Here is a 22,327-nt window from a genome sequence, read left to right as displayed (position 1 = left end):
GGATGCATCCCGTCTGCATCGTGATGATCGAGGACGACGAGGGCCACGCCCGGCTCATCGAGCGCAACATCCGCCGGGCCGGCGTGAACAACGAGATCCTGCCGTTCCGGGACGGCACCTCGGCGCTCGCCTACCTGCTCGGGCCGGACGGCACCGGCGAGGTCAGCGCGGGGCGCCACCTCCTGATCCTGCTCGACCTCAACCTGCCGGACATGACCGGCCTCGACATCCTGGAGACCGTGAAGGCGAACCCGCATACCCGGCGCTCGCCCGTGGTCGTCCTCACCACCACGGACGACAGCCGCGAGATCCAGCGCTGCTACGACTTCGGCGCCAACGTCTACATCACCAAGCCGGTGAACTACGACGGCTTCGCGAACGCGATCCGGCAGCTCGGCCTGTTCTTCTCGGTGATGCAGGTGCCCGAGAATCCATGAGCGACGCGGCCGCGCCGGGCCAGGCCCGCATCCTCTACATCGACGACGATCCCGGGCTCGGGCGCCTCGTCCAGCGCGCCCTGCGGGGCCGGGGCTACGCCGTGGACCTCGCCGAGGACGGGGAGGCGGGGCTGGCGCGGCTGCGGGCGGGCGGCATCGACGTGGTCGCCCTCGACCACCACATGCCGGGCCGCAGCGGGCTCGAGGTGCTGGCGGCGATCCGGGCCCTGCCCGAGGCGCCCCCGGTCGTCTACGTGACCGGCTCGGAGGACAGCCGCGTCGCCGTGGCCGCCCTCAAGGCCGGCGCCGTGGATTACGTCTGGAAGGACGTGCAGGGCCATTTCCGCGAACTCCTCGGCGAGGCGATCGACACCGCCCTGCGCCAGGAGGCGCTGCGGCGGGACAAGGAGCGGGCGGAGGCCGAGGTGCGGGCCGCCCGCGACCGGGCCGAGATCCTGCTGCGGGAGGTGAATCACCGCGTCGCCAACTCCCTCGCCCTGGTGGCGGCGCTGGCCCGGATGCAGACCAACGCGGTGACGGACCCGGCCGCCAAGAGCGCGCTCGAGGAGATGCAGGCGCGGATCTCCGCCATCGCGGGGATCCACCGCCGCCTCTACACCTCGCAGGACGTCCAGGCGGTCGAGGTCGACGCCTACCTGGCGAGCCTGGTCGAGGAACTCGAAGCCTCCATGAAGGCGGCGGGGCGCGACCACGCCATCCGCCTGCGGGCCGAGCCGATCCGGCTCGCCACCGACAAGGCGGTCTCGCTCGGCGTCGTCGTGACCGAACTCGTCACCAACGCCTACAAGTACGCCTATCCGCCCGAGGTGGCGGGGGAGATCCGGGTCGCCATCACGCGGCGCGGCGAGGACGCGCTCTGCCTCGTGGTCGAGGACGACGGCATCGGCTGGTCGGGGGAGGGGACCCCGCTCGGCTCCGGCCTCGGCTCGCGCATCCTGCGGGCCATGGGCACGAACCTGCGCTCCAAGGTCGAGTACGACCGCCTCCCTCGCGGCACCCGCGCGACGCTGGCGTTCCAGGGCTGAGCCGGGATCCGGTTGGATCACGGCGGCTCCCGGATCGCGAACCCGCGCGGCGCGCCCCGCTCAGCGCGGATCCGAGTTGAAGAAGGACGGCGCGTCGTTCGTCGGGAAGAAGCGGCGCGAGGGCGTCTGGCGCGGCTGCACCGGCGTGCCGCGCAGCGGCGCCACGTCCACCTGCCCCTGGCGGTTGACCGGCTGGGCGCGCCGCGCCTCCTGCTGCTGGTTCGGGTCGCGGCGGCGGCGCTCGGGCTTGGCGGCCGCCACCGGCGCGTCGTCCTGCTCCTTGGCTTCGGCGATGATGTCCGTCCCGCCTTTGCAGTCCACCAGCCAGACGTCGTAGATCGGGTGCTCGATCGCGTGCAGGCCGGGGCTCGCCGCGAACATCCAGCCGGTGAAGATCCGCCGGTACTTGTTCTCCAGCGTGACCTCGTCGACCTCCAGGAAGGCCGTGGTCCTGGCGCTCTCGGTCGGCGGGCGGGTGTAGCAGACCCGCGGCGTCAGCTGCAGGGCGCCGAACTGCACCGTCTCGTCGACCGAGACCTCGAAGGTCACGATGCGGCCGGTGATCTTGTCGAGCCCCGAGAACACCGCGGTCGGGTTGCGGATCTTGTCGGCCTGCGCGGCGGGCGCGAGGACGCCCGCGAGGCTGAGGACCAAAGCCGCGCGGATGGCGGATCGGGCGGTGGTGCGGCTCAACGCGAACTCCCTTCGGCTGCCCGCTGTCTCCCCCCGAAGGGTGGTGGAAAAAGGGCGGCCCCTACTCGCCCGGCGTCCACGGCACGTAGTCGCCGGTCGCGGCCGGGCGCTGGCCGTAGGAGAGCTGCGAGCCGCGCGGCCGATAGGCCGCCACGGTACCGGTCAGGTTCGGCTCGAAGGGCTTCTGCCACTCGCGCGGCGTATAGCTCTCCTCGCTCGGCGCCACGTCGACCGTGTGGCTGAGCCAGCCGCGCCAGCCCGGCGGCACCTTCGAGGCGTCCGCCTCGCCGTTGTAGATCACCCAGCGCCGCTCCGGCCCGACCGACGGGTCGATCAGCGGCCCCTCGGCCCGGTAGTAGCGGTTGCCGAACTCGTCCGTGCCGACGAGCTCGCCGTGGCGCTTGGTGTAGAACTCCAGGCTCACGGTGGAGCCGCTCCACCACGTGAAGATGCGCAGGAGTGTGTCTTTCAGCGCCATCGCGGCCGTCTCGTCGCTTGCCCGGGCCCGGGGCCCGTCCTCGGTCGCGGCGGACTATGGTGAGGCGGGCCGGCGAAGTCCAGCCGCAGCGCGTCGCACCCCGGCGCCCGCGGCGCCGGCCCGGGAGCACCGCGCCCGCCCCGGGCGCCGGCCCGGGAGCACCGGTTGAGCCCGCCCGGCCGCGCAACCGACACCCGCTACCCGGGCCCAGGCGTGGCGAATTTGCATCAAATTCACAGCCGCGCCGCGCCCGACCGGCCGCAGAACCGGTTGAGCGCGAAAAAACTCGCGCGGAATCCGAGAGGCCCGATGCGGCTTTAGGCGGAGTCGCGAGATATCCACAGGATTTGGCTCGCCGGCACAACATCTAGCGTGGAACGGCCGGGCGTCACACTAGTTGTTGACGCGGAGCCCCGAAGCTCGCTAGCTTGCCCGCAGGTTGGACGACCGGTTCGCCGGCGAAACGTTCAACGGCCGCGCGGCGCAAAGCTGCGGACGGCGCAACTCTGGCGTGCGTTGATGCGCCGGGGTCGAGGCATCCTGAACCATGCTGGGCGAACGACCGCGCGGGGTCGCGGTTCGGGTTGTCATGTCACCTGTCGGGAGAGAACGTTTCATGCGGATCGAGCGGCGTATCACGACGGCCGGACAATCCCCCTATGCGGGGATCCCGTTCAGGAAAGCGGTGAGCGAGATCCGCAATCCGGACGGCTCGGTGGTGTTTCGCCTCGACGGCATCGACGTGCCGGAGGCCTGGAGCCAGGTCGCCTGCGACGTCCTGGCCCAGAAGTACTTCCGCAAGGCGGGCGTGCCCGCGGCGCTCCGGCGCGTGGAGGAGAACGACGTTCCCTCCTTCCTGTGGCGCTCGGTGCCGGACGAGGAGGCCCTCGCGGCGCTGCCCGAGGAGGCGCGCTACGGTTCCGAGACCTCGGCCGTCCAGGTCTTCGACCGGCTCGCCGGCTGCTGGACCTACTGGGGCTGGAAGGGCGGCTACTTCTCCTCCGAGGAGGACGCCGCCGCCTTCCTCGACGAGCTGCGCGCCATGCTGGCCCGCCAGATGGTGGCGCCGAACTCGCCGCAATGGTTCAACACCGGCCTGCACTGGGCCTACGGCATCGACGGCCCGAGCCAGGGCCACTACTACGTCGATTACCGCACCGGCGCGCTGACCAAGTCGGCGAGCGCCTACGAGCACCCGCAGCCGCACGCCTGCTTCATCCAGTCGGTCCAGGACGACCTCGTCAACGAGGGCGGCATCATGGACCTCTGGGTGCGCGAGGCGCGCCTGTTCAAGTACGGCTCGGGCACGGGCTCGAACTTCTCGGCCCTGCGCGGCGAGAACGAGAAGCTGGCGGGCGGCGGGCGCTCGTCGGGCCTGATGAGCTTCCTCAAGATCGGCGACCGGGCGGCGGGCGCGATCAAGTCGGGCGGCACCACGCGGCGCGCCGCCAAGATGGTGATCGTCGACATCGACCATCCCGACATCGAGGCCTTCATCGACTGGAAGGTGCGGGAGGAGCAGAAGGTCGCCGCGCTGGTCACCGGCTCGAAGGTCGCCGCCAAGCACCTCAAGGCGGTGATGCGCGCCTGCCTGAACTGCGAGGCGGAGGGCGACGCCTGCTTCGACCCCGAGCGCAACCCGGCGCTCAAGCGCGAGGTCAAGGCGGCCCGCCGCGCCATGGTGCCGGACGCCTCGGTCAAGCGGGTGATCCAGTCCGCCCGCCAGGGCGCGACCGAGGTCGATTTCCCGATCTTCGACACGGACTGGGATTCCGAGGCCTACCTCACGGTCTCGGGCCAGAACTCCAACAACTCGGTCTCGCTCACCGACGACTTCCTGCGCGCCGTCGAGGCGGACGCGGACTGGCCGCTCAGGACCCGCATCGGCGGCAAGGTCGCCAAGACGCTGAAGGCCCGCGACCTCTGGGAGAAGATCGGCGCGGCGGCCTGGGCCTCGGCCGATCCGGGCCTGCACTTCAACACCACCATGAACGACTGGCACACCTGCCCGGTCGGCGGGCGGATCCGGGCCTCGAACCCGTGCTCCGAGTACATGTTCCTGGACGACACCGCCTGCAACCTCGCCTCGGCCAACCTGCTGGCGCTGTTCGACCGCGGCACCCGGACCTTCGACGTCGAGGCCTACGAGCATCTCTGCCGGCTCTGGACCATCGTCCTGGAGATCTCGGTGACGATGGCGCAGTTCCCGAGCCGGGAGATCGCCGACCTCTCCTACAAGTACCGCACCCTCGGGCTCGGCTACGCCAATGTCGGCGGCCTGCTGATGACCATGGGCCTGCCCTACGATTCCCGCGAGGGGCGGGCGCTGGCGGGGGCGCTCACCGCCATCATGACCGGCGTGGCCTACGCCACCTCGGCCGAGATGGCGCGCGAACTCGGGCCCTTCCCGGCCTACGAGGAGAATGCCGACGCGATGCTGCGGGTGATCCGCAACCATCGCCGGGCCGCGCACGGCGAGGCGGAGGGCTACGAGTTCCTCAGCACCAAGCCGGTGCCCCTCGACCACGCGGCCTGCCCGCAGCCCGACCTCGTGGCCCACGCCACGCGGGCCTGGGACCGGGCGCTGGTGCTCGGCGAGGAGCACGGCTACCGCAACGCGCAGGCGACCGTGATCGCGCCGACCGGCACGATCGGGCTGGTGATGGATTGCGACACCACCGGCATCGAGCCCGACTTCGCCCTGGTGAAGTTCAAGAAGCTGGCGGGCGGCGGCTACTTCAAGATCATCAACCGGGCGGTGCCGGACGCGCTGCGCGCCCTCGGCTACCGGGAATCCGAGATCGCCGAGATCGAGGCCTACGCGGTCGGCCACGGCTCGCTCGGCCAGGCGCCGGCCGTCAACCCGGCCGCCCTGCGCGCCAAGGGCTTCACCGACGACAAGATCGCGGCGGTCGAGGCGGGGCTGAAATCGGCCTTCGACATCAAGTTCGTGTTCAACCGCTGGACCTTGGGCGAGGATTTCCTGACCAGGACCCTGCGGGTCCCGGCCGAGAGGCTCGCCGATCCGTCCTTCGACCTGCTGACGCATCTCGGCTTCACGCGGCGCGAGATCGAGGCGGCGAACATCCACGTCTGCGGGGCGATGACGCTGGAGGGCGCGCCGCACCTGAAGCGCGAGCATTACGCGGTGTTCGACTGCGCCAATCCGTGCGGGCGCACCGGCAAGCGCTACCTCTCGGTGGAGAGCCACATCCGCATGATGGCGGCGGCGCAGCCCTTCATCTCGGGGGCGATCTCCAAGACCATCAACATGCCGAACGACGCCACGGTGGAGGATTGCAAGGAGGCCTACCGGCTCTCCTGGACCCTCGGCCTGAAGGCGAACGCGCTCTACCGCGACGGCTCGAAGCTGTCGCAGCCCCTCAACGCCGCGCTCATCGCCGATGACGACGAGGACGAGGCCGAGGAGGCGGTGGAGGCGCTGATCGCGCAGCCGGCCGCGGCCCGGGCCGCGGCGGTGGCGGAGAAGATCGTCGAGCGGGTGATCGAGCGCGTCGAGCGCATCCGCTCGCGGGAGAAGATGCCGGACCGCCGCAAGGGCTACACCCAGAAGGCGGTGGTCGGCGGGCACAAAGTCTACCTGCGCACCGGCGAGTACGACGACGGCCGGCTCGGCGAGATCTTCATCGACATGCACAAGGAGGGCGCCGCCTTCCGCAGCCTGATGAACAACTTCGCGATCGCGATCTCGCTCGGCCTGCAATACGGCGTGCCGCTGGAGGAGTACGTCGACGCCTTCACCTTCACCCGCTTCGAGCCGGCGGGGTTCGTGCAGGGCAACGACGCGATCAAGAACGCGACCTCGATCCTCGACTACGTGTTCCGGGAACTGGCGATCTCGTATCTGGGCCGCACCGACCTCGCGCATGTCGACCCGTCCGAGATCGGCTCGACCGTGATGGGCGGGGGCGTGGCGCAGTCGAAGCAGCCGGCGCCGGAGCCGGTGGTGGCGCACACGATCGTGTCGCGGGGCCTGCTGCGCGGCTCGGCCGACCGGCTGACCCTGATCCACGGCGGTCCCGGCGGCAGCACCGCCGGGGTGGCGGCGCCCGCGACCGGCCTCTCGGCCCCGGCGGGCGGCAGCATCCACGCCGTGCGCGGCGCGGTGGCGCTGCGGACCGAGCCCGCCCTGGCCGGCCGGATCGACGCCCTCGCCGAGGCCCTGCCCTTCGGCCGGCCCGAGCCCAAGGCGGAGCGCAGCGTCGCCGACCGCCGGGCCGAGGCCAAGATGAAGGGCTATGTCGGCGAGGCCTGCCCGGAATGCGCGAATTTCACGCTGGTGCGCAACGGCACCTGCCTGAAATGCGACACCTGCGGCAGCACGACCGGCTGCTCGTGATCGGGCGGCTGCCGGGCCCGGCAGCCGCGCCGCGGACGAGCGGAAGACGGGCCGATCGCCGCGCTGGCGGTCGGCCCGGATCACCCGCGCGCGAGCGGTCTCCCCGTCGTGACGGCGCCCGGCGCGGTCCGTCAGGATCGCGCCCGCGATGAGTCCGAACAGGTGATCCGCCCGCGCCGCGAAGGCGGGTTGGTCGCCGAGCCAGGCCAGCGCACCTACCAGCCCGCGCCGGATCTCCCGGACTGGGCGGCCCCGTTGCCGAACCCGCCCCCGCGGTGACGATCGGCGCCTGCCCGTGCGGGTGGCCGCGCCACGCCGTCCGCGCCCCCGGCGCGGCGGGTGACGAGGGCACCCGACCGCCGGGGCGGCGCCTCCCTGAGCAGCGGGTCGGCGCGCACGCCACCCGTGAGGGCGCCGGCGGGCCCTGGGGCGGACGCGCGCGAGCCGCTCCGCTCGACCGTCACGGCCCCGGCGGCCGAAGCGGCCGCGAGGAGCGCCCGCCCGGATGGCGCGAGGGGGCGGGCCGCCTCACGCCGCCTCCGGCATGCGGTCGATGAGCTTGTCGACGGTGAGGGGATAGTCCCGCACCCGCACGCCGGTGGCGTTGTAGACCGCGTTCGCCACCGCGGCGCCGACCCCGCACAGGCCGAGTTCGCCGACGCCCTTGGCCTTCATCGGCGACGACATCGCGTCGACCTCGTCGAGGAAGATCACCTCCTGGTGCGGGATGTCGGCGTGGACCGGCACCTCGTAGCCGGCGAGGTCGTGGTTGACGAAGAAGCCCCGGCGCGTGTCGACCGCGAGCTTCTCCATCAGCGCCGCCCCGACCCCCATGGTCATCCCGCCGATGACCTGGCTGCGGGCCGATTTCGGGTTGAGGATGCGGCCGGCCGCGCAGACAGCCAGCATCCGCCGCACCCGCACCTCCGCGGTGTCGGCATCGACCCCGACCTCCACGAAATGGGCGCCGAACGTCGATTGCTGGTAGGTCTTGTCGAGGCCGCCGAACTCGATCGCGTCCTCGGCAACGATCTCGCCCTGGGCCGCCGCCTCGCCGAGCGGCACCGCGCGGTTGCCGGCCCGCACCTGGCCGTCGGCGAAGACCGCGTCGGCCGAGTTGATGCCGAGCCGCTGCGCCACCGCCTCCCGCAGCTTCACGCAGGCGGCGTAGACGCCCGCGGTCGAGGAATTGGCGCCGAACTGGCCGCCCGAGCCGGCCGCGGTCGGGAAGTCGGAATCGCCCAGCCGCACCTCGACCCGGTCGAGGGGCAGGCCCATCATCTCCGCCGCGGTCTGCGCGATGATGGTGTAGCTGCCGGTGCCGATATCGGTCATGTCGGTCTCGACCGTCACCCGGCCGCGGCCGTCGAGGCGCACCCGCGCGCCCGATTTCAGCACCAGGTTGTTGCGGAAGGCCGACGCCATCCCGAGCCCGACCCGCCACGCCCCGTCCCGGACCTGCCCGGGGGTCGGGCTGCGCCGCGCCCAGCCGAACCGCTCCGCGCCGAGCCGCAGGCAGCCGACGAAGTCGCGGTGCGAGAAGGCGCGTCCGGGCTGGTTCGGGTCGACCTGGGTGTCGTTGCGCAGGCGGAACTCGACCGGGTCGAGCCCGAGCTTCTCCGCCATCTCGTCCATCGCGACCTCGAGCGCCAGCATGCCGGGCGCCTCGCCGGGGGCCCGCATGGCGTTGCCCTCGGGCAGGTCGAGATGGGCGAGCTTCAGCGCGGTCAGCCGGTTCGCCCCCGCGTAGAGCAGCTTGGTCTGACTGACCGCCGTCTCCGGGTCGCCGTCCGGCAGGTTGCCGGAGATGCTCTCGTGCGCGATGGCCGTGAGGATCCCGTCCCGGGTCGCGCCGAGGCGGATGCGCTGGATCGTGGCGGGTCGGTGCGTGGTGTTGTTGGGGATCATTGGCCGGGTCAGCGCCACCTTCACCGGGCGCCCGGCCGCCCGCGCGCCCAGGGCGGCCAGCACCGCGTCGGCGCGCACGAACAGCTTGCCGCCGAAGCCGCCGCCCACGTAGGGCGAGTCGAGCCGGACATTCGCCTTGGGGATGCCGAAGATCTTGGCGATGCTGCCCTTGCCCCAGCCGATCATCTGGTTGGAGGTCCAGAGCGTGAGCCGGTCGCCCTCCCAGGCCGCGACGCTCGCGTGCGGCTCCATCATGGCGTGGCTCTCGTCGGCGGTGGTATAGGTCGCGTCGAGGGTCACCGGGGCCTGCGCGAAGGCCCCCTCGAAATCGCCGACGCGCTCCTCGCCCGCGCCGCTGCTGCCCTCGCCGCTGTCGCCCGGGACCGGCTTCGCCGCCCCCGCCTCGGCGCGCAGGTCGAAGCGGCCGGGCTCGGGCGCGCAATCGACCCGGATCAGGAAGGCCGCCGCCCGCGCCTGCTCGAAGGTCTCCGCCACCACCAGGGCGACCGCTTGGTGGTAGTGCTGGATCGCGTCGCCGCCGAACAGGTAGGCGGCGTTCATCGTGCCGCGCGGCAGCCGGGGCGTGTCGAGGGTCGTCACGATCGCCAGGACGCCCGGCGCGCGCGCGGCCTCCTCGGTCTCGATCGCGCGCACGCGCCCCTTGGCGATGCCGGCGCCGACCACGTAGCCGTAGGCCTGGTTCGGCGCGACGTCGTGCCGCTCGTAGGCGTAGGGCGCCGTGCCGGTGGTCTTGAACTTGCCGTCGATGCGGTCGGTGGGGCGGCCGACGACCTTGAGCTGGTCGATCGGGTTTTGCCCGGCGGGGGTGTCGAACTTCATGGCTCAGGCCCTCGCTTGCTTGAGCGCCGCGCCGAGGGTCCGCTCGGCGAGCCTCAACTTGAACGCGTTGTCGCGGGTCGGCCTCGCGCCCGACAGCATGCCGGCGGCCACCGCCGCGGCGCCGCGCGGCAGCTCGGCCTCCGCGGCCTCGACCCGCCAGGGCTTGTGCGCGAGGCCGCCGAAGGCGACGCGGCCGCTGCCATCCGGCTGCACCACGGCGGCGACCGAGACCAGCGCGAAGGCGTAGGAGGCGCGGTCGCGCACCTTGCGGTAGATCTGCGCCCCGCCGAGGGGCCGGGGCAGCGTCACGGCGGTGATGAGCTCGTCCGGCCGCAGCGTCGTGTCGCGCTCGGGCGCGTCCCCGGGCAGGCGGTGGAACTCGGCGATCGGGATCGTGCGCGCCGCGCCCGTCGCGTCGACGGTCTCGACGGCGGCGTCGAGGACGCGCATCGCCACCGCCATGTCGCCCGGATGGGTGGCGATGCAGGCCTCGCTGCCGCCGATCACCGCGAGCTGCCGGCTGATCCCGTCGAGGGCGGCGCAGCCCGAGCCCGGCCGCCGCTTGTTGCAGGCCTGTGCGGTGTCGTAGAAGTAGGGGCAGCGGGTGCGCTGGAGCAGGTTGCCGGCCGTCGTCGCCTGGTTGCGGAGCTGGCCGGTGGCCCCCGCGAGGAGCGCCCGGGAGAGCACCGGGTAGTCGCGGCGGACCCGCGGATCGGCCGCGAGGTCGGTGTTGCGCACCAGCGCGCCGATGCGCAGGCCCCCCTCCGGCGTCGCCTCGATCGCGTCGAGCCCGAGCCCGTTCACGTCCACGAGGTGGGCCGGCGTCTCGATCTGCAGCTTCATCAGGTCGAGCAGGTTGGTGCCGCCGGCGATGAACTTCGCGCCCGGGTTGCGCGCGACGGCGGACGCCGCCTCCGCCGGGGAGGCCGGGCGCTCGTAGGTGAAGGACTTCATGCCCGCCTCCCGGCGACCTCGGTCACGGCCTCGACGATGTTGGAATAGGCGCCGCAGCGGCAGAGGTTGCCGCTCATGCGCTCGCGGATCTCGGCCTCGGACAGGTCCGGGGCCGCGGTGAGATCGGCGGTGGCGTGGCTCGGGATCCCGGCCGCGATCTCGTCGAGCACGGCGACCGCCGAGCAGATCTGGCCCGGCGTGCAGTAGCCGCACTGGTAGCCGTCGTGACGCACGAAGGCGGCCTGCATCGGATGCAGGCTCTCCGGCCCTCCCAGCCCCTCGATGGTGGTGATCGCGCTGCCCTGGTGCATGACGGCCAGCGTCAGGCAGGCGTTGATCCGCCGCCCGTCGACGATGATGGTGCAGGCGCCGCACTGGCCGTGGTCGCAGCCCTTCTTGGTGCCGGTCAGGTGCAGGTGCTCGCGCAGGGCGTCGAGCAGGCTGGTGCGCAGGTCGAGGTCGAGTTCGCGCCGCGCGCCGTTCACCGTGAAGGCGACCCGCGCGGTGACCGGCGCCGCGGGCCCGGCCGGCTGCGCCCCGGCGGCCGCGGGCACGGCGGCGGGGGCCGTGGTGGCGGATGCTCCAACCATCAAGTCTCTCCGGTTCGGTTCTGGGTGTCCGCGTCGTGGCATTCCGGCCTCCGAGGGCGGGCGGGCCGGCACCGCGCCGGTCGCCGGGGACGGGATGCCCGTGGACAACACGGACAGCTTGGATGCGCTCCAAGGTAAGGCGCGAGGTCGCACCGGGGAGGGGCGTGACTCCGCGGCGGCTCACGGACCCTGCCGTCAAGGCGGGCGGGGCGACCCGGGCCGCCGCGAGGGGGCGGGAGACTCGGAACGGCCTCGCCGCCTCCGGGAGCGTCGCGCAGGAGCGCGATCCCGCATGAGCGCGATCCCGCATGAGCCGGCCCGCGCGAGCGGCCCCAAACGGAAGGGGCCGCCGCGTCTCCCGCGGCGGCCCCTTCCTCCTCGATCCGTCGGGCCTGGCTCAGGCCTCGCCCTCGTCGAAATCCTCCGCGGTCGGGACCGCGTTCTCCAGGATCTTGTCGGCGACGAGGCCCATGTTCTGGCGGATCGCCGCCTCGATGCGCCCGGCGATGTCCGGGTTGTCCCGCAGGAAGCCCTTGGCGTTCTCGCGGCCCTGGCCCAGGCGCTGGCTGTCGTAGGAGAACCACGCCCCCGACTTCTCGACGATGCCGGCCTTCACGCCGAGGTCGATCAGCTCGCCCACCTTCGACACGCCCTCGCCGAACATGATGTCGAACTCGACCTGCTTGAACGGCGGCGCCACCTTGTTCTTCACCACCTTGACCCGGACGCTGTTGCCGATCGGCTCGTCGCGGTCCTTCAGGGTCGAGACGCGGCGGATGTCGAGCCGCACCGAGGCGTAGAACTTCAGCGCGTTGCCGCCCGTGGTGGTCTCGGGGCTCCCGTACATCACGCCGATCTTCATCCGGATCTGGTTGATGAAGATGACCATGCAGTTCGAGCGCGAGATCGAGCCGGTGAGCTTGCGCAGGGCCTGGCTCATCAGGCGGGCCTGGAGGCCCGGCTGCTGGTCGCCCATCTCGCCCTCGATCTCGGCCCGGGGGGTGAGCGCGGCAACCGAATCCACCACCAGCACGTCGATCGCGCCCGAGCGGACCAGCGTGTCGGTGATCTCCAGCGCCTGCTCGCCCGTGTCGGGCTGCGAGATCAGCAAGTCGTCGAGATTGACCCCGAGCTTGCGGGCGTAGACCGGATCGAGCGCGTGCTCGGCATCCACGAAGGCGCAGACCCCGCCCTTCTTCTGCGCCTCCGCGATCGTGTGCAGCGCCAGCGTGGTCTTGCCGGAGGATTCCGGGCCGTAGATCTCGATCACCCGCCCGCGCGGCAGGCCGCCGACGCCGAGCGCCACGTCGAGCCCGAGCGACCCGGTGGAGATGGTCTCGACCTCCTGCACCTTGTCGCCCTTGCCCAGGCGCATGATCGAGCCCTTGCCGAAGGCGCGCTCGATCTGGGCGAGCGCGGCATCGATCGCCTTCGACTTGTCTTTATCCATGGTCGGGTTTTCCACCAGTCGCAGCGAGGACTGAGCCATCTGACGGGTCCTTATGGCACGGGGGCGAAGAGATTCTCAATGTGCGCGGCTCCCGGTATGTACTTGTTTTGTTCTCGCTCTGCAAGGGCGCGGCCCGGCGGTGCGGCGGATCTCCGCGCGGCCGTCCGGGCGAGGGCGGGGGTCAGCGGCAGGGCGGCAGGCCGGGCTGACCGCAGGGCCGGCCGCCATGGCCGGGATGGGGCGCCGGCTGCGGAACGGCGCGCGGCGCCGCCGGCGGCGGGCGCTGCATCTGCATCATCTGCATCTGGTGCTGGCGCTGGGCGGCGGCCTGCTGCTGCATCATCATCTGCTGCTGGCGCGCCGCGGCCTGGGCCGCCTGCTGCCGGGCCGCCGCCTGCGAGGCCTGCTGCTGCATCACCTGCTGCCTCTGCTGAAAGGCCCGCGCGGCCTCCTGCTGCCGCTGCTGCATCATCATCTGCTGGCGCTGGGCCGCGGCGGCCCGCTGCGCCTGGGCGGCCCGGGCTTGGGCGGCCCGGGCTTGGGCGGCCTGCGCCTGGGCGGCCTGCTCCTGACGGACCTGCTGCTGGCGGGCGAAGTCCGGGTTCGGGGCGGGCGCCGCGACGGGGCCGTGCGGCGAGGCGGGCCGCCCGGCCGGGGGCTGGCCGGGCGGCGGCCAGCCCGGCCGCAGGGCCTGGACGGGCGCGGCGGGCGGCGCGGCGCGGGGCGGCGCGCCGGGGGCCGGCTGCGCCCGTAGCGTCGGCGCCGCTCCGGCGCCCGGCCGGTTCGCCGGCGCAGCCGGCCCGGGCAGGGCCTGCCCCGGGATCGGCGGCGGGCCGGGACGCGCCTGGGCGGGCAGCGGCGCCGTCCGCCCCGGCTGTCCGGGCAGGGGTTGTCCAGGCAGGGGCTGGCCGATCGCGGCGGGGGGGCCCGGGCGGCCCGCCTGCGGCGGCACCGGCCCGCGCGGCTGGCCCGGGAGCCCGCCGGCCGGCATCGCGCCGGGCGGCAGGCCCGGGCGCAGGGCCGCCTTCTGCGAGAGGGAGGGCGGCAGCGCCACCCGGGCCGCCACCGCGGCGCCGATCGCCGCCCCGGCGACCCCGGCCGCGATCGCGCTCCCGGTCGGGCCCGGGCGCTCGTGGATGCGGCCGGCGAGGGGGTTGCCCTCGGGCGGGGCGACGGTGGCGGGGAGCCGCACGGCGGCCGGAACCGGCACGAAGACCGGCGCCGGCAGGACGTATTCCTCGACCACGGGCGGGGGCAGGTCGAGCAGGGCGGCCGGCCGCGGCGGCAGCAGGACCGGCGGGGGCGGCAGGTCGTCGGCCGGGCCGTCGAGCACCACGACCGGGCGCTCGACGTAGATGCGCTCCTCGGGCGGGGGCGGGGGCACGTCGTAGGCGAGGGCGGCGAAGTGGTCGGGCGGCTCGGCCGCGGCGGCGAGCTGCCGCAGGCGCCGCCGCGCGTCGGGGGCGTGCGGGCCCCGCGGGTAGCGGTCGAGATAGGACCAGTAGGCGTTCGGCGTGTCCGCCACCCGCGACCGGCGCCAGGTCAGCGCCTCGCGCCGCGCCGCGAGGATCGCCCGCACGCGCTTGGCGAGCGGGTCCTGCGGGTAGGCGGCCAGGAACGCCTCGTAGGCCTGCAGGCTGTCCTGCTCCAGGCAGCGCGCGAAGGCGTCCCGCGGCCCGATCTCCCCGAGGGGCCGCCGGTCCGTGCCCGCCAGCGCGGGAAGCGGCGGCGCCTCGGCGCCGCGCTCGAAGAACACGAAGGGCGCCCCGATCCGGGCGCTGTGCCAGGGCACGGCGGCGCCGCGGGTCGTCTCGCTCACCCGCAGGCGGACGCGCGCGAACAGTTCGGCCGGGGCGAGGCCGCCCTCCCGCATCATCTCGGCGAGGGCCTGCGCGTAGGCGCCGTAGGGGCCCGGCTCCTCCGGCGCGACCGTGCCGGGCGCCGCGTTGAACGCGACGAGCGAGTCCGGCTCCGCCTCGACCAGGGCGAGGCCGCCCGCGAGCGGCTCGCCGGCGACGCGGAACGGCGCCCGGCGGCCCGCGTCGAGCACCAGGAAGCGGGCGCGCAGCGGCAGGGCGGCGAGGCGCTTGGCGTAATCCGAGACGCGCAGCGCCCGCAGCGGCACGTCCGAGGCCGCGCCGATGCGGGCATCGACCGGCACGAAGTAGTTCTCGCCCTCGACCTGCAGCCCGTAGCCCGCGAGGTACACGAAGGCCACCGCCTCCGGCCCGGCCGCCGCGGCCCTGTCGGTGAAGTCGCGCAGCGCCCGGCGCAGCCCGTCCTCGTCGAGGTCGCGGGCGCCGACCACGTCGAATCCCGCCGCCTGCAGGGTCTGGGCGACGAGGCCGGCATCGTTCGCCGCGGTGGCGAGCGCGCCCGCCGGGTAGGCGCCGTTGCCGATCACCAGCGCGATCCGGGTCTCGGCCGGCGCGGCGCGGAGGCCGGCGAGCGGCAGAACCAGGGCCGCCAGGGCAACCACGAATCCGATGAGCCTGCGCGCGGCCTGCGGCATCGCGTCCCCCTGCGGCTTGAGCCTGTCTCGCCGGGCACTACGGGCGGCGGCGCGTGAACTCGGCCTGAACGGCCGCGGCACCCCGCTTGCACGCTCCGGGAGAGCTCTGCCAGAGCTTTGCGCCCGCGCCGGTCCCGGCGCATCGCGGCGGGCGACGGTGCCGCACCCGAGGAGACCGGATGGCCGAGAGGATCCTGCACGCCGCGCTGAGCCTCGCGGTGCTCCTCGCGATCGCGGTCCTGGCCTCCACCGACCGGCGGGCGATCCGGCCCCGGACCGTGCTCTCGGCCCTCGCCATCCAGGTGCTGCTCGGGGCCGCGATCCTGCTCCTGCCCACCGGGCGGCGCCTGCTCGGGACGGCGGCCGAGGCGGTCGCGGCGGTGCTCGCCTACGGCGACCGGGGCGCGGCCTTCCTGTTCGGCGGCCTCGTCGCGCCCAGGATGTTCGATCTCTTCGACCAGGGCGGCTTCGTGCTCGCCTTCCGGGTGCTGCCGCAGATCGTCTACGTCTCGGCGCTGATCGGGGTGCTCTACCATCTCGGGATCATGCAGGGGATGGCGCGGGTGATCGGCGCCGCGCTGCAGCGGCTCCTCGGCACCTCGCGGATCGAGACCTTCTCGGCGGTGATCACCATCGCGATCGGCCAGAGCGAGATCGCGGTGGCGCTGCGGCCCTTCCTGCCGCTCCTGACCGGGTCCGAGCTCTTCGCCGTCATGTCGAGCGGCGCGGCCTCAACGGCGGGCTCGATCCTGGCCGGCTACGCGGCCCTCGGCGTGCCGATGGAGTACCTGCTCGCCGCCTCCGTGATGGCGATCCCGGGCGGGCTCCTCTACGCCAAGATCCTGGTGCCCTCGACGGAGCCGAGCCGGGTCAGGACCATGCGGGCCGAGTTCGGCGAGCGCCGGGCCGTCAACCTGATCGAGGCCGCGGCGGAGGGCACCCAGAAGGGCCTCGCCGTCGCGGTGGCGGTGGGCGCCATGCTGATCGCCTTCGTGGGCCTGATCGCGCTCGCGAACGGCCTCGTCGGCTGGCTCGGCGGCCTCCTCGGCGTCGCGGGCGCCTCCATCGAGGCGATCCTCGGGGCGCTGTTCCGGCCCCTCGCCTGGATCCTCGGCGTGCCCTGGGAGCGGGCCGGCATCGTGGGCACGGCGATCGGCCAGAAGGTCGCCTTCAACGAGTTCCTGGCCTACGCCAACCTCTCGCCGGTGCTGCGCAGCGGCGAACTCGGCCGGCGCACCACCGCGATCCTGTGCTTCGCCCTCTGCGGCTTCGCCAATCTCGCCTCGATCGCGATCCAGCTCGCGAGCTTCGGCAGCCTCGTCCCGGAGCGCCGGGCCGAGGTCGCCTCCTACGGGCTGCGGGCGATCCTGGCGGGCAGCCTGTCGAACTTCACGAGCGCGGCCATCGCGGGCCTGTTCGTGGAGGAGTGATCCGGGATCGGGTTGATCGAAGCGGATCACGCGCCCGCGCGGCGCCTGAGCGAAGCCCAGATCCGCCATCCCGAAGGGATCGAGCGGATCATGAGCCCGCGCGGCGCCTGAGCGAAGCCCACATCCGCCATCCCGAAGGGATCGAGCGGATGGGGGATGATTCCAGCGGTCACGCCCCGCGACCCCGGGTCGGCATCCGCGACGCGGAGCGATCGCGCGGACGCCACGCGACGCGCCGGATCGGGATCGCGGCGGGGCCCGGCCGGCTTTCGCGCAGCCGAAGCCGACCGCGGGCCCTGGATCGGGGCCGCTCAGCCCGTCGGCCCGGGTTCCGGCGGCGTCCCGGGCGGAGGTGCTTCGGGAGGAGAGTCGGGCGGCGGCGTCTCGGGCGGAGGGGGATCGGAGGGCGGGCCGTGCTCGCTGCGCCAATGGGCGAACAGGCTCTGGAGCACCGCCACCGTGTCGCGCACGGCCTTGGCCTCGTCCTCGACCGAGACGCCCTCCGAGACGGAGTTGCGCGTGGTCAGCAGCGCCCGCTCCTCGATCTCGTTCAGGCGCTCGGCGAAGTCGGGCCGCTCCGAGAGCAGGCTCAGCGCGTCGCCCATCGCGGTGGCGAGCGTGGTGGCGAGGAGCCCGGCCGTGGCGACGTCCCCCACGGAGGCCTCGTAGGGCTCGGGGCCCTCCTCGTCCTCCTCGTCGGACTCGGCGGCGGCCTGGAGCCCCTCGACGAGGGCGTCGACGAGTTCCACCACGGTGTCGTCCGGCAGCGCGAGGCGCACGACCGCGTCGGCCTCCTCCGCCGCGAAGCCGGCCGCCCCCAGGGTCAGCTGCAGGATGCCCGGGCGGCGCAGGCTCAGGCCCAGGACCGCGTTGGCGTAGATGGTCGGCACGTCGGTGGCCATCCGGAACCTCTCGGGCGGGGCGCTCGCCGCGGCGGCGCGCGGGCGGGCGCCGCGGCGATTCAGGCGCCCGCGAGACTCGCACCCTTGTGCGCCGGGAGGTCGATGTCGATCCCCAGCGTCGCGATGCCGCCCCGGCGGTCCAGGTTGACGCGGACCTTGTCGACGTCGATCGCCACGTGCTTGGCGATCGCCAGTATGACCTCCTCCCGCAGGAGGGTGATGAGGTCGCGCCGGCCGAACAGCGCCCGGTCCTGGGCGAGGAGGATCTTGAGCCGGTCGCGCGCGGCGAGCGCGGATCCCCGGCGGGAGCGGAAGCCGAAGGGTTTCACGCGGCCCTCCGCGGGATCAGGCGGTTGAGGAGGGAGCGGCGCTCGGTCGGGATCGTCATCGCGACGGTCTCGCCGCGCAGGCGTCGCACCGCGTCCACGTAGGCGCGGGAGGGCGCGCTCGCCGGGTTGTGCAGGGTCACCGGGCTGCCGACGTTGGAGGCCTTGAGCACCTCCTCGCTCTCCGGCACCACCGCGAGCAGCGGGATCGACAGGATCTCCAGCACGTCCTCGATCCGGAGCATCTCGCCCTTGTCCGCCCGCGCGGGCTCGTAGCGGGTCAGGATCAGGTGCTTGTCGATCGACTCGCCGGCCTCGGCCCGCACCGTCTTGGAGTCGAGCAGCCCGATGATCCGGTCCGAGTCGCGGACCGAGGACACTTCCGGGTTGGTGACCACCACGGCCACGTCGGCGTGGCGCATCGCCAGGGTCGCGCCGCGCTCGATCCCGGCCGGGCTGTCGCAGATCACCCAGTCGAAGCGCTCCCGCAGTTCCGTGACGACCCGGGCGACGCCCTCCTCGGTGAGCGCGTCCTTGTCGCGGGTCTGGGAGGCGGGGAGGAGGGAGAGCGTGTCGAGGCGCTTGTCGCGGATTAGGGCCTGGGCGAGCTTGGCGTCGCCCTGGACGACGTTGATGAGGTCGTAGACGACGCGGCGCTCGGCGCCCATCACCAGGTCGAGGTTGCGCAGGCCGACGTCGAAATCCACCACGCAGACGTTCTCGCCCATCTGCGCGAGGGCGGCGCCCAGGGCGGCGGTCGTCGTCGTCTTCCCGACCCCGCCCTTGCCCGACGTCACAACCAGAACCTTGGCCATCGTGTCAGTCCCCCAGATCTGTTTGCTCGGTGTTGCGGGCGGCCTCGCGCCGGTTCTCTCTCGCGTTGGGGCCGCCGCAGGTCCGCATTCGCGAGGCCGGCGCGGTCGCCGGCCCAAACCTCAGTCGAGCGCCGCCATGCGCAGCGCGTCGCGTTCCAGCCAGACCTGGACGGCCTTGTTGTGCAGGCCCGGATCCGTGGTCTCGGCCGTGCGGAACAGCCCGTCGATGCCGAGCAGCTCCGGCTGGAACTTGCGGCAGTAGATGCGCGCGCGGCGGTTGCCGCCCGCCCCCGCGATCGCCCGGCCGCGCAGGGCGCCATAGACGTGGATCGACCCGCCGGCCAGGATCTCCGCTCCGGAGGAGACCGAGCCCATCACGGTGACGTCGCCGTCCGGGTGGAAGATGCTCTGCCCCGAGCGCAGGGAGGTCTCCAGCACGCAGGAATTCAGCTTGGGCTTGTCGGCGATCGGCGGCGTGATCGGCGCCGGCCGCCCGCCCGCGAGGCGCGGCGGCATCGCGGCGTCGGTCCAGGTCGCCTCCGCCCGCTCGATCCCGAGGATGCGGATCCCCCGCCGGCCCAGTTCGGCGAGGAGGTGCGCGAGGTCGGGGGCGCTCTCCTCCGCCTCCGGCGCGAGGCCGGCCGCGTCGAGGATCACCGCGCGCTCCGCGAACAGCGTGGGCGAGCGCAGGACGAGCGCGTCGAGCTGCGCGAACCAGGCATCGAGGGGTCTCTCGGGCGCCAGCACCAGCGCCCGGAAGGCGCGGCCGCGCAGCGGCAGAGAGGGACGGGTGTGGCGGGTGCTGGTCACAGTCATTGACGCTTTGTTGCCCGCCACCATCAAGCGCCCGGGATGGTTACCGGTTGGTTAACGCCGCGCGAGGCGCGCCGGCGGGCCGGCGGAACTCGTCGATCCGGCGGATCCGCGCCCGGCTCGACCGCCCAGGTGCCCGCCGCCGCCTGCCTTTGTTGCGTTCAAGTGACAAGCTCGGACTTGCCGCACCTTCCGCAATCATCATCATCGCCTTTTAAGGCTCGCCGTGAGAAGACGATGCCGCTGCTCCTCGCGGTTCCCACGCCATGCTGCCCGGTCCCGATCCTATCCCCCTTCAGTACCGTGAAGTTCGAGCTGTCCTTTTCAGTTCGGGCTTGTTTTTCGTGCTGCTGTTCTGCTCGGCTTGGCTTATCTCCTGAGGAAGCGCCAAGCTTACCCCACAAGACTCGGGATCGATTGCCAGGATGAAGCGTTCCTAGCGGAGTGTGCCGGTATCGAACCGGCTCGTCCGAGGAGAGCGAAGTCGATGCGCAAGATTCTGACGTTGAGTGCCGTGCTGATGTTCGTCGCCGGCCCCGTCCTGGCCCAGGGTCGTCCGGCCGGCAGTTCCGCCGGAGCGGCGGAGAACGCGACTCAGAACAACAAGCCGGTCTCCGGCACGGCCGGCGGCGGCGGCGGCGGGGCCGGAGGCGGCGGCAAGTAGGTCGCCGGACGCCGCCGCGACGAAGCGGCGGCCCGCAACGAAGAGGGGCGGCGGGATCTCTCCCGCCGCCCCTCTTCGCGTTCCGGTGCGGCCGCCTCAGGCCTGCGGCTGCGGCTCGTAGCCGCCGTCGCTCTCCCGCGGCCGGCCGCGGCCGGCCGAGGGGACCGGCGAGCCGCGGGCCGGGGCCGGGGGGTAATCCCCGGTGTCGCGGACCGGCGGCTTGCCGTCGAGGAGGTCGCGGATCTCCTCGCCGCTGAGGGTCTCGTATTCCAGGAGCCCGCGGGCGAGGGCCTCGAGGTCGTTGCGGTGATCGCTCAGGATGCGGCGCGCGTCCTGCAGGCCGCTCTCGACGAGGCGGCGCACCTCCGCGTCGATCTTCTGGGCGGTGGCCTCCGACACGTTCTGCTGCCGGTTGACCTGCATGCCGAGGAAGACCTCGTCGTTGTTCTCGCCGTAGGCGACCGTGCCGAGTTCCGGCGAGAAGCCCCAGCGGGTCACCATCATGCGGGCGAGGCGGGTCGCCTGCTCGATGTCCGACTGCGCGCCCGAGGTCACCTTCTCGGGGCCGAAGATCATCTCCTCGGCCACGCGCCCGCCCATCATGATGGCGAGGCGCGAGGTCATCTGCTCGAAGGACATCGAGAGCTTGTCGCGCTCGGGCAGCTGCATGACCATGCCCAGCGCGCGGCCGCGCGGGATGATCGTCGCCTTGTGGACGGGATCGGTCGCCGGGACGTTGAGCGCCACGATGGCATGGCCGCCCTCGTGATAGGCGGTGAGCCGCTTCTCGTCGTCGGTCATGACCAGGGTGCGCCGCTCGGCGCCCATCATCACCTTGTCCTTCGAGTCCTCGAACTCGTGCATCGTGACGATGCGCTTGCCGCGTCGCGCCGCGAGCAGGGCGGCCTCGTTGACGAGGTTCATCAGGTCCGCGCCCGAGAAGCCGGGCGTGCCGCGCGCGATCACCTTCAGGTCGACGTCCGGGGCCAGCGGCACCTTGCGCACGTGGACGCGCAGGATGCGCTCGCGGCCGATCACGTCCGGGTTCGGCACGATGATCTGGCGGTCGAAGCGGCCGGGCCGCAGCAGCGCCGGGTCGAGCACGTCGGGGCGGTTCGTCGCCGCGATGATGATGATGCCCTCGTTGGCCTCGAATCCGTCCATCTCCACGAGGAGCTGGTTGAGGGTCTGCTCGCGCTCGTCGTTGCCGCCGCCCAGGCCGGCGCCGCGATGGCGGCCGACCGCGTCGATCTCGTCGATGAAGATGATGCAGGGCGCGTTCTTCTTCGCCTGGTCGAACATGTCGCGCACCCGCGAGGCGCCGACGCCCACGAACATCTCGACGAAGTCGGAGCCCGAGATGGTGAAGAAGGGCACGTTGGCCTCGCCCGCGACGGCGCGCGCGATCAGCGTCTTGCCGGTTCCGGGAGGGCCGACCAGGAGCACGCCGCGCGGGATGCGGCCGCCGAGGCGCTGGAACTTCTGCGGATCGCGCAGGAACTCCACGATCTCCTGCAGGTCCTCCTTGGCCTCGTCGACGCCCGCCACGTCCTCGAAGGTGACGCGGCCGTGCGCCTCGGTCAGGAGCTTGGCCTTCGACTTGCCGAAGCCCATGGCGCGGCCGGCGCCGGACTGCATCTGGCGGCTGAGGAAGATCCAGGCGCCGATGAAGACCAGGATGGGCAGCCAGTTCACGAGGAGCGCGATGAACCAGGGGGTGTTGTCGGAGGGCGGCCGGGCCGTGATGGTCACGCCCTTGCTCTGCAGCTTCGACACCAGCGACGGATCGTTGGGCGCGTAGGTCGTGAAGGTGCCGCCGCCCGTATAGCTGCCGCTGACCTCCTGCCCCGAGATCACGACGCTCTGGATGCGGCCCGCATCGGCGTCGTTGAGGAGCTGGCTGTAGGCGATCTCGCTGCCGCCGGAGCGGTGACCCGGGTTCTGGAACAGGGTCACGAGCGCGAGGACGAGCAGGAAGATGACCACCCACAGGGCGAAATTGCGGAAATTGGGGTTCATCGAGACGACATTCCCTGTGGAGCGCGGCGCCATGCGGGCGTGCAGGGATGGCTGCCGACACTCGGACCCCAATGTAGGGGTCGCACCCAC

Annotated in this window: 17 protein-coding genes; 5 read left to right on the top strand and 12 right to left on the bottom strand. The window is 72.8% G+C overall.

The features are described from left to right. Positions 1-2 precede the first annotated feature (2 nt). Positions 3-437, top strand: coding sequence for a response regulator (locus tag M446_RS01440; RefSeq protein ID WP_012330288.1), 435 nt, complete (start codon positions 3-5; stop codon positions 435-437). After that, a complete protein-coding gene (locus M446_RS01435; protein ID WP_012330287.1) occupies positions 434-1,483 on the top strand; it encodes a sensor histidine kinase in 1,050 nt (349 codons plus the stop codon). Before M446_RS01440 ends, M446_RS01435 begins: the two co-directional genes overlap by 4 nt. Positions 1,484-1,543: 60 nt before the next feature. Here the strand turns inward: M446_RS01435 and M446_RS01430 are convergent, their stop codons facing one another. Then, positions 1,544-2,176 carry a DUF2155 domain-containing protein gene (locus M446_RS01430; protein WP_012330286.1) on the bottom strand — a complete coding sequence of 211 codons (633 nt, stop codon included), beginning with the start codon at positions 2,174-2,176 and terminating at the stop codon, positions 1,544-1,546. A 61-nt stretch (positions 2,177-2,237) separates the two neighbouring features. Further along, positions 2,238-2,654: an NADH:ubiquinone oxidoreductase subunit NDUFA12 gene (locus tag M446_RS01425; protein ID WP_012330285.1), complete on the bottom strand. Its 417-nt coding sequence runs from the start codon at positions 2,652-2,654 to the stop codon at positions 2,238-2,240. A gap of 616 nt (positions 2,655-3,270) precedes the next feature. Here M446_RS01425 and M446_RS01420 point away from each other — a divergent pair. Next, positions 3,271-7,014, top strand: coding sequence for a vitamin B12-dependent ribonucleotide reductase (locus M446_RS01420; protein WP_012330284.1), 3,744 nt, complete (start codon positions 3,271-3,273; stop codon positions 7,012-7,014). Positions 7,015-7,542: 528 nt separating this feature from the next. Here the strand turns inward: M446_RS01420 and paoC are convergent. From paoC to M446_RS01395, 5 genes are all read right to left on the bottom strand, one after another. Beyond that, positions 7,543-9,762: an aldehyde oxidoreductase molybdenum-binding subunit PaoC gene (gene paoC, locus M446_RS01415; RefSeq protein ID WP_012330283.1), complete on the bottom strand. Its 2,220-nt coding sequence runs from the start codon at positions 9,760-9,762 to the stop codon at positions 7,543-7,545. A 3-nt stretch (positions 9,763-9,765) separates the two neighbouring features. Continuing rightward, the gene (locus M446_RS01410; protein WP_012330282.1) at positions 9,766-10,716 is read right to left on the bottom strand and encodes an FAD binding domain-containing protein; all 951 of its coding nucleotides are present in this window, start codon (positions 10,714-10,716) and stop codon (positions 9,766-9,768) included. Beyond that, positions 10,713-11,306, bottom strand: coding sequence for an aldehyde dehydrogenase iron-sulfur subunit PaoA (gene paoA, locus M446_RS01405; RefSeq protein ID WP_012330281.1), 594 nt, complete (start codon positions 11,304-11,306; stop codon positions 10,713-10,715). Before paoA ends, M446_RS01410 begins: the two co-directional genes overlap by 4 nt. 397 nt (positions 11,307-11,703) lie before the next feature. Then, complete coding sequence (gene recA / locus M446_RS01400) at positions 11,704-12,795, bottom strand: recombinase RecA (RefSeq protein ID WP_012330280.1); 1,092 nt, start codon at positions 12,793-12,795, stop codon at positions 11,704-11,706. A 142-nt stretch (positions 12,796-12,937) separates the two neighbouring features. Then, complete coding sequence (locus M446_RS01395; RefSeq protein ID WP_012330279.1) at positions 12,938-15,268, bottom strand: caspase family protein; 2,331 nt, start codon at positions 15,266-15,268, stop codon at positions 12,938-12,940. A 179-nt stretch (positions 15,269-15,447) separates the two neighbouring features. Between M446_RS01395 and M446_RS01390 the strand changes: the two genes are divergently transcribed. Beyond that, complete coding sequence (locus M446_RS01390; protein ID WP_012330278.1) at positions 15,448-16,698, top strand: NupC/NupG family nucleoside CNT transporter; 1,251 nt, start codon at positions 15,448-15,450, stop codon at positions 16,696-16,698. A gap of 311 nt (positions 16,699-17,009) precedes the next feature. On the opposite strand, the gene M446_RS01385 is transcribed toward M446_RS01390, so the two are convergent. From M446_RS01385 to minC, 4 genes are all read right to left on the bottom strand, one after another. Then, the gene (locus tag M446_RS01385; RefSeq protein WP_012330277.1) at positions 17,010-17,600 is read right to left on the bottom strand and encodes a hypothetical protein; all 591 of its coding nucleotides are present in this window, start codon (positions 17,598-17,600) and stop codon (positions 17,010-17,012) included. A gap of 59 nt (positions 17,601-17,659) precedes the next feature. Next, complete coding sequence (minE, locus tag M446_RS01380) at positions 17,660-17,929, bottom strand: cell division topological specificity factor MinE (protein WP_012330276.1); 270 nt, start codon at positions 17,927-17,929, stop codon at positions 17,660-17,662. Next, complete coding sequence (gene minD / locus M446_RS01375; RefSeq protein WP_012330275.1) at positions 17,926-18,741, bottom strand: septum site-determining protein MinD; 816 nt, start codon at positions 18,739-18,741, stop codon at positions 17,926-17,928. Before minD ends, minE begins: the two co-directional genes overlap by 4 nt. Before the next feature lie 120 nt (positions 18,742-18,861). Beyond that, positions 18,862-19,557 carry a septum site-determining protein MinC gene (gene minC / locus M446_RS01370; RefSeq protein WP_012330274.1) on the bottom strand — a complete coding sequence of 232 codons (696 nt, stop codon included), beginning with the start codon at positions 19,555-19,557 and terminating at the stop codon, positions 18,862-18,864. 484 nt (positions 19,558-20,041) lie between these two features. Here minC and M446_RS37915 point away from each other — a divergent pair, with 484 nt between their 5' ends. After that, complete coding sequence (locus M446_RS37915; protein ID WP_012330273.1) at positions 20,042-20,218, top strand: hypothetical protein; 177 nt, start codon at positions 20,042-20,044, stop codon at positions 20,216-20,218. Between the two features lie 96 nt (positions 20,219-20,314). Here the strand turns inward: M446_RS37915 and ftsH are convergent, their stop codons facing one another. Continuing rightward, complete coding sequence (gene ftsH / locus M446_RS01365) at positions 20,315-22,237, bottom strand: ATP-dependent zinc metalloprotease FtsH (protein WP_012330272.1); 1,923 nt, start codon at positions 22,235-22,237, stop codon at positions 20,315-20,317. Between the last annotated feature and the right edge of the window lie 90 nt (positions 22,238-22,327).

It is taken from the genome of Methylobacterium sp. 4-46, assembly GCF_000019365.1.
In the GTDB taxonomy this organism is placed as follows: Bacteria; Pseudomonadota; Alphaproteobacteria; order Rhizobiales; family Beijerinckiaceae; genus Methylobacterium.
This window is presented reverse-complemented; position numbering and strand designations above follow the sequence as displayed.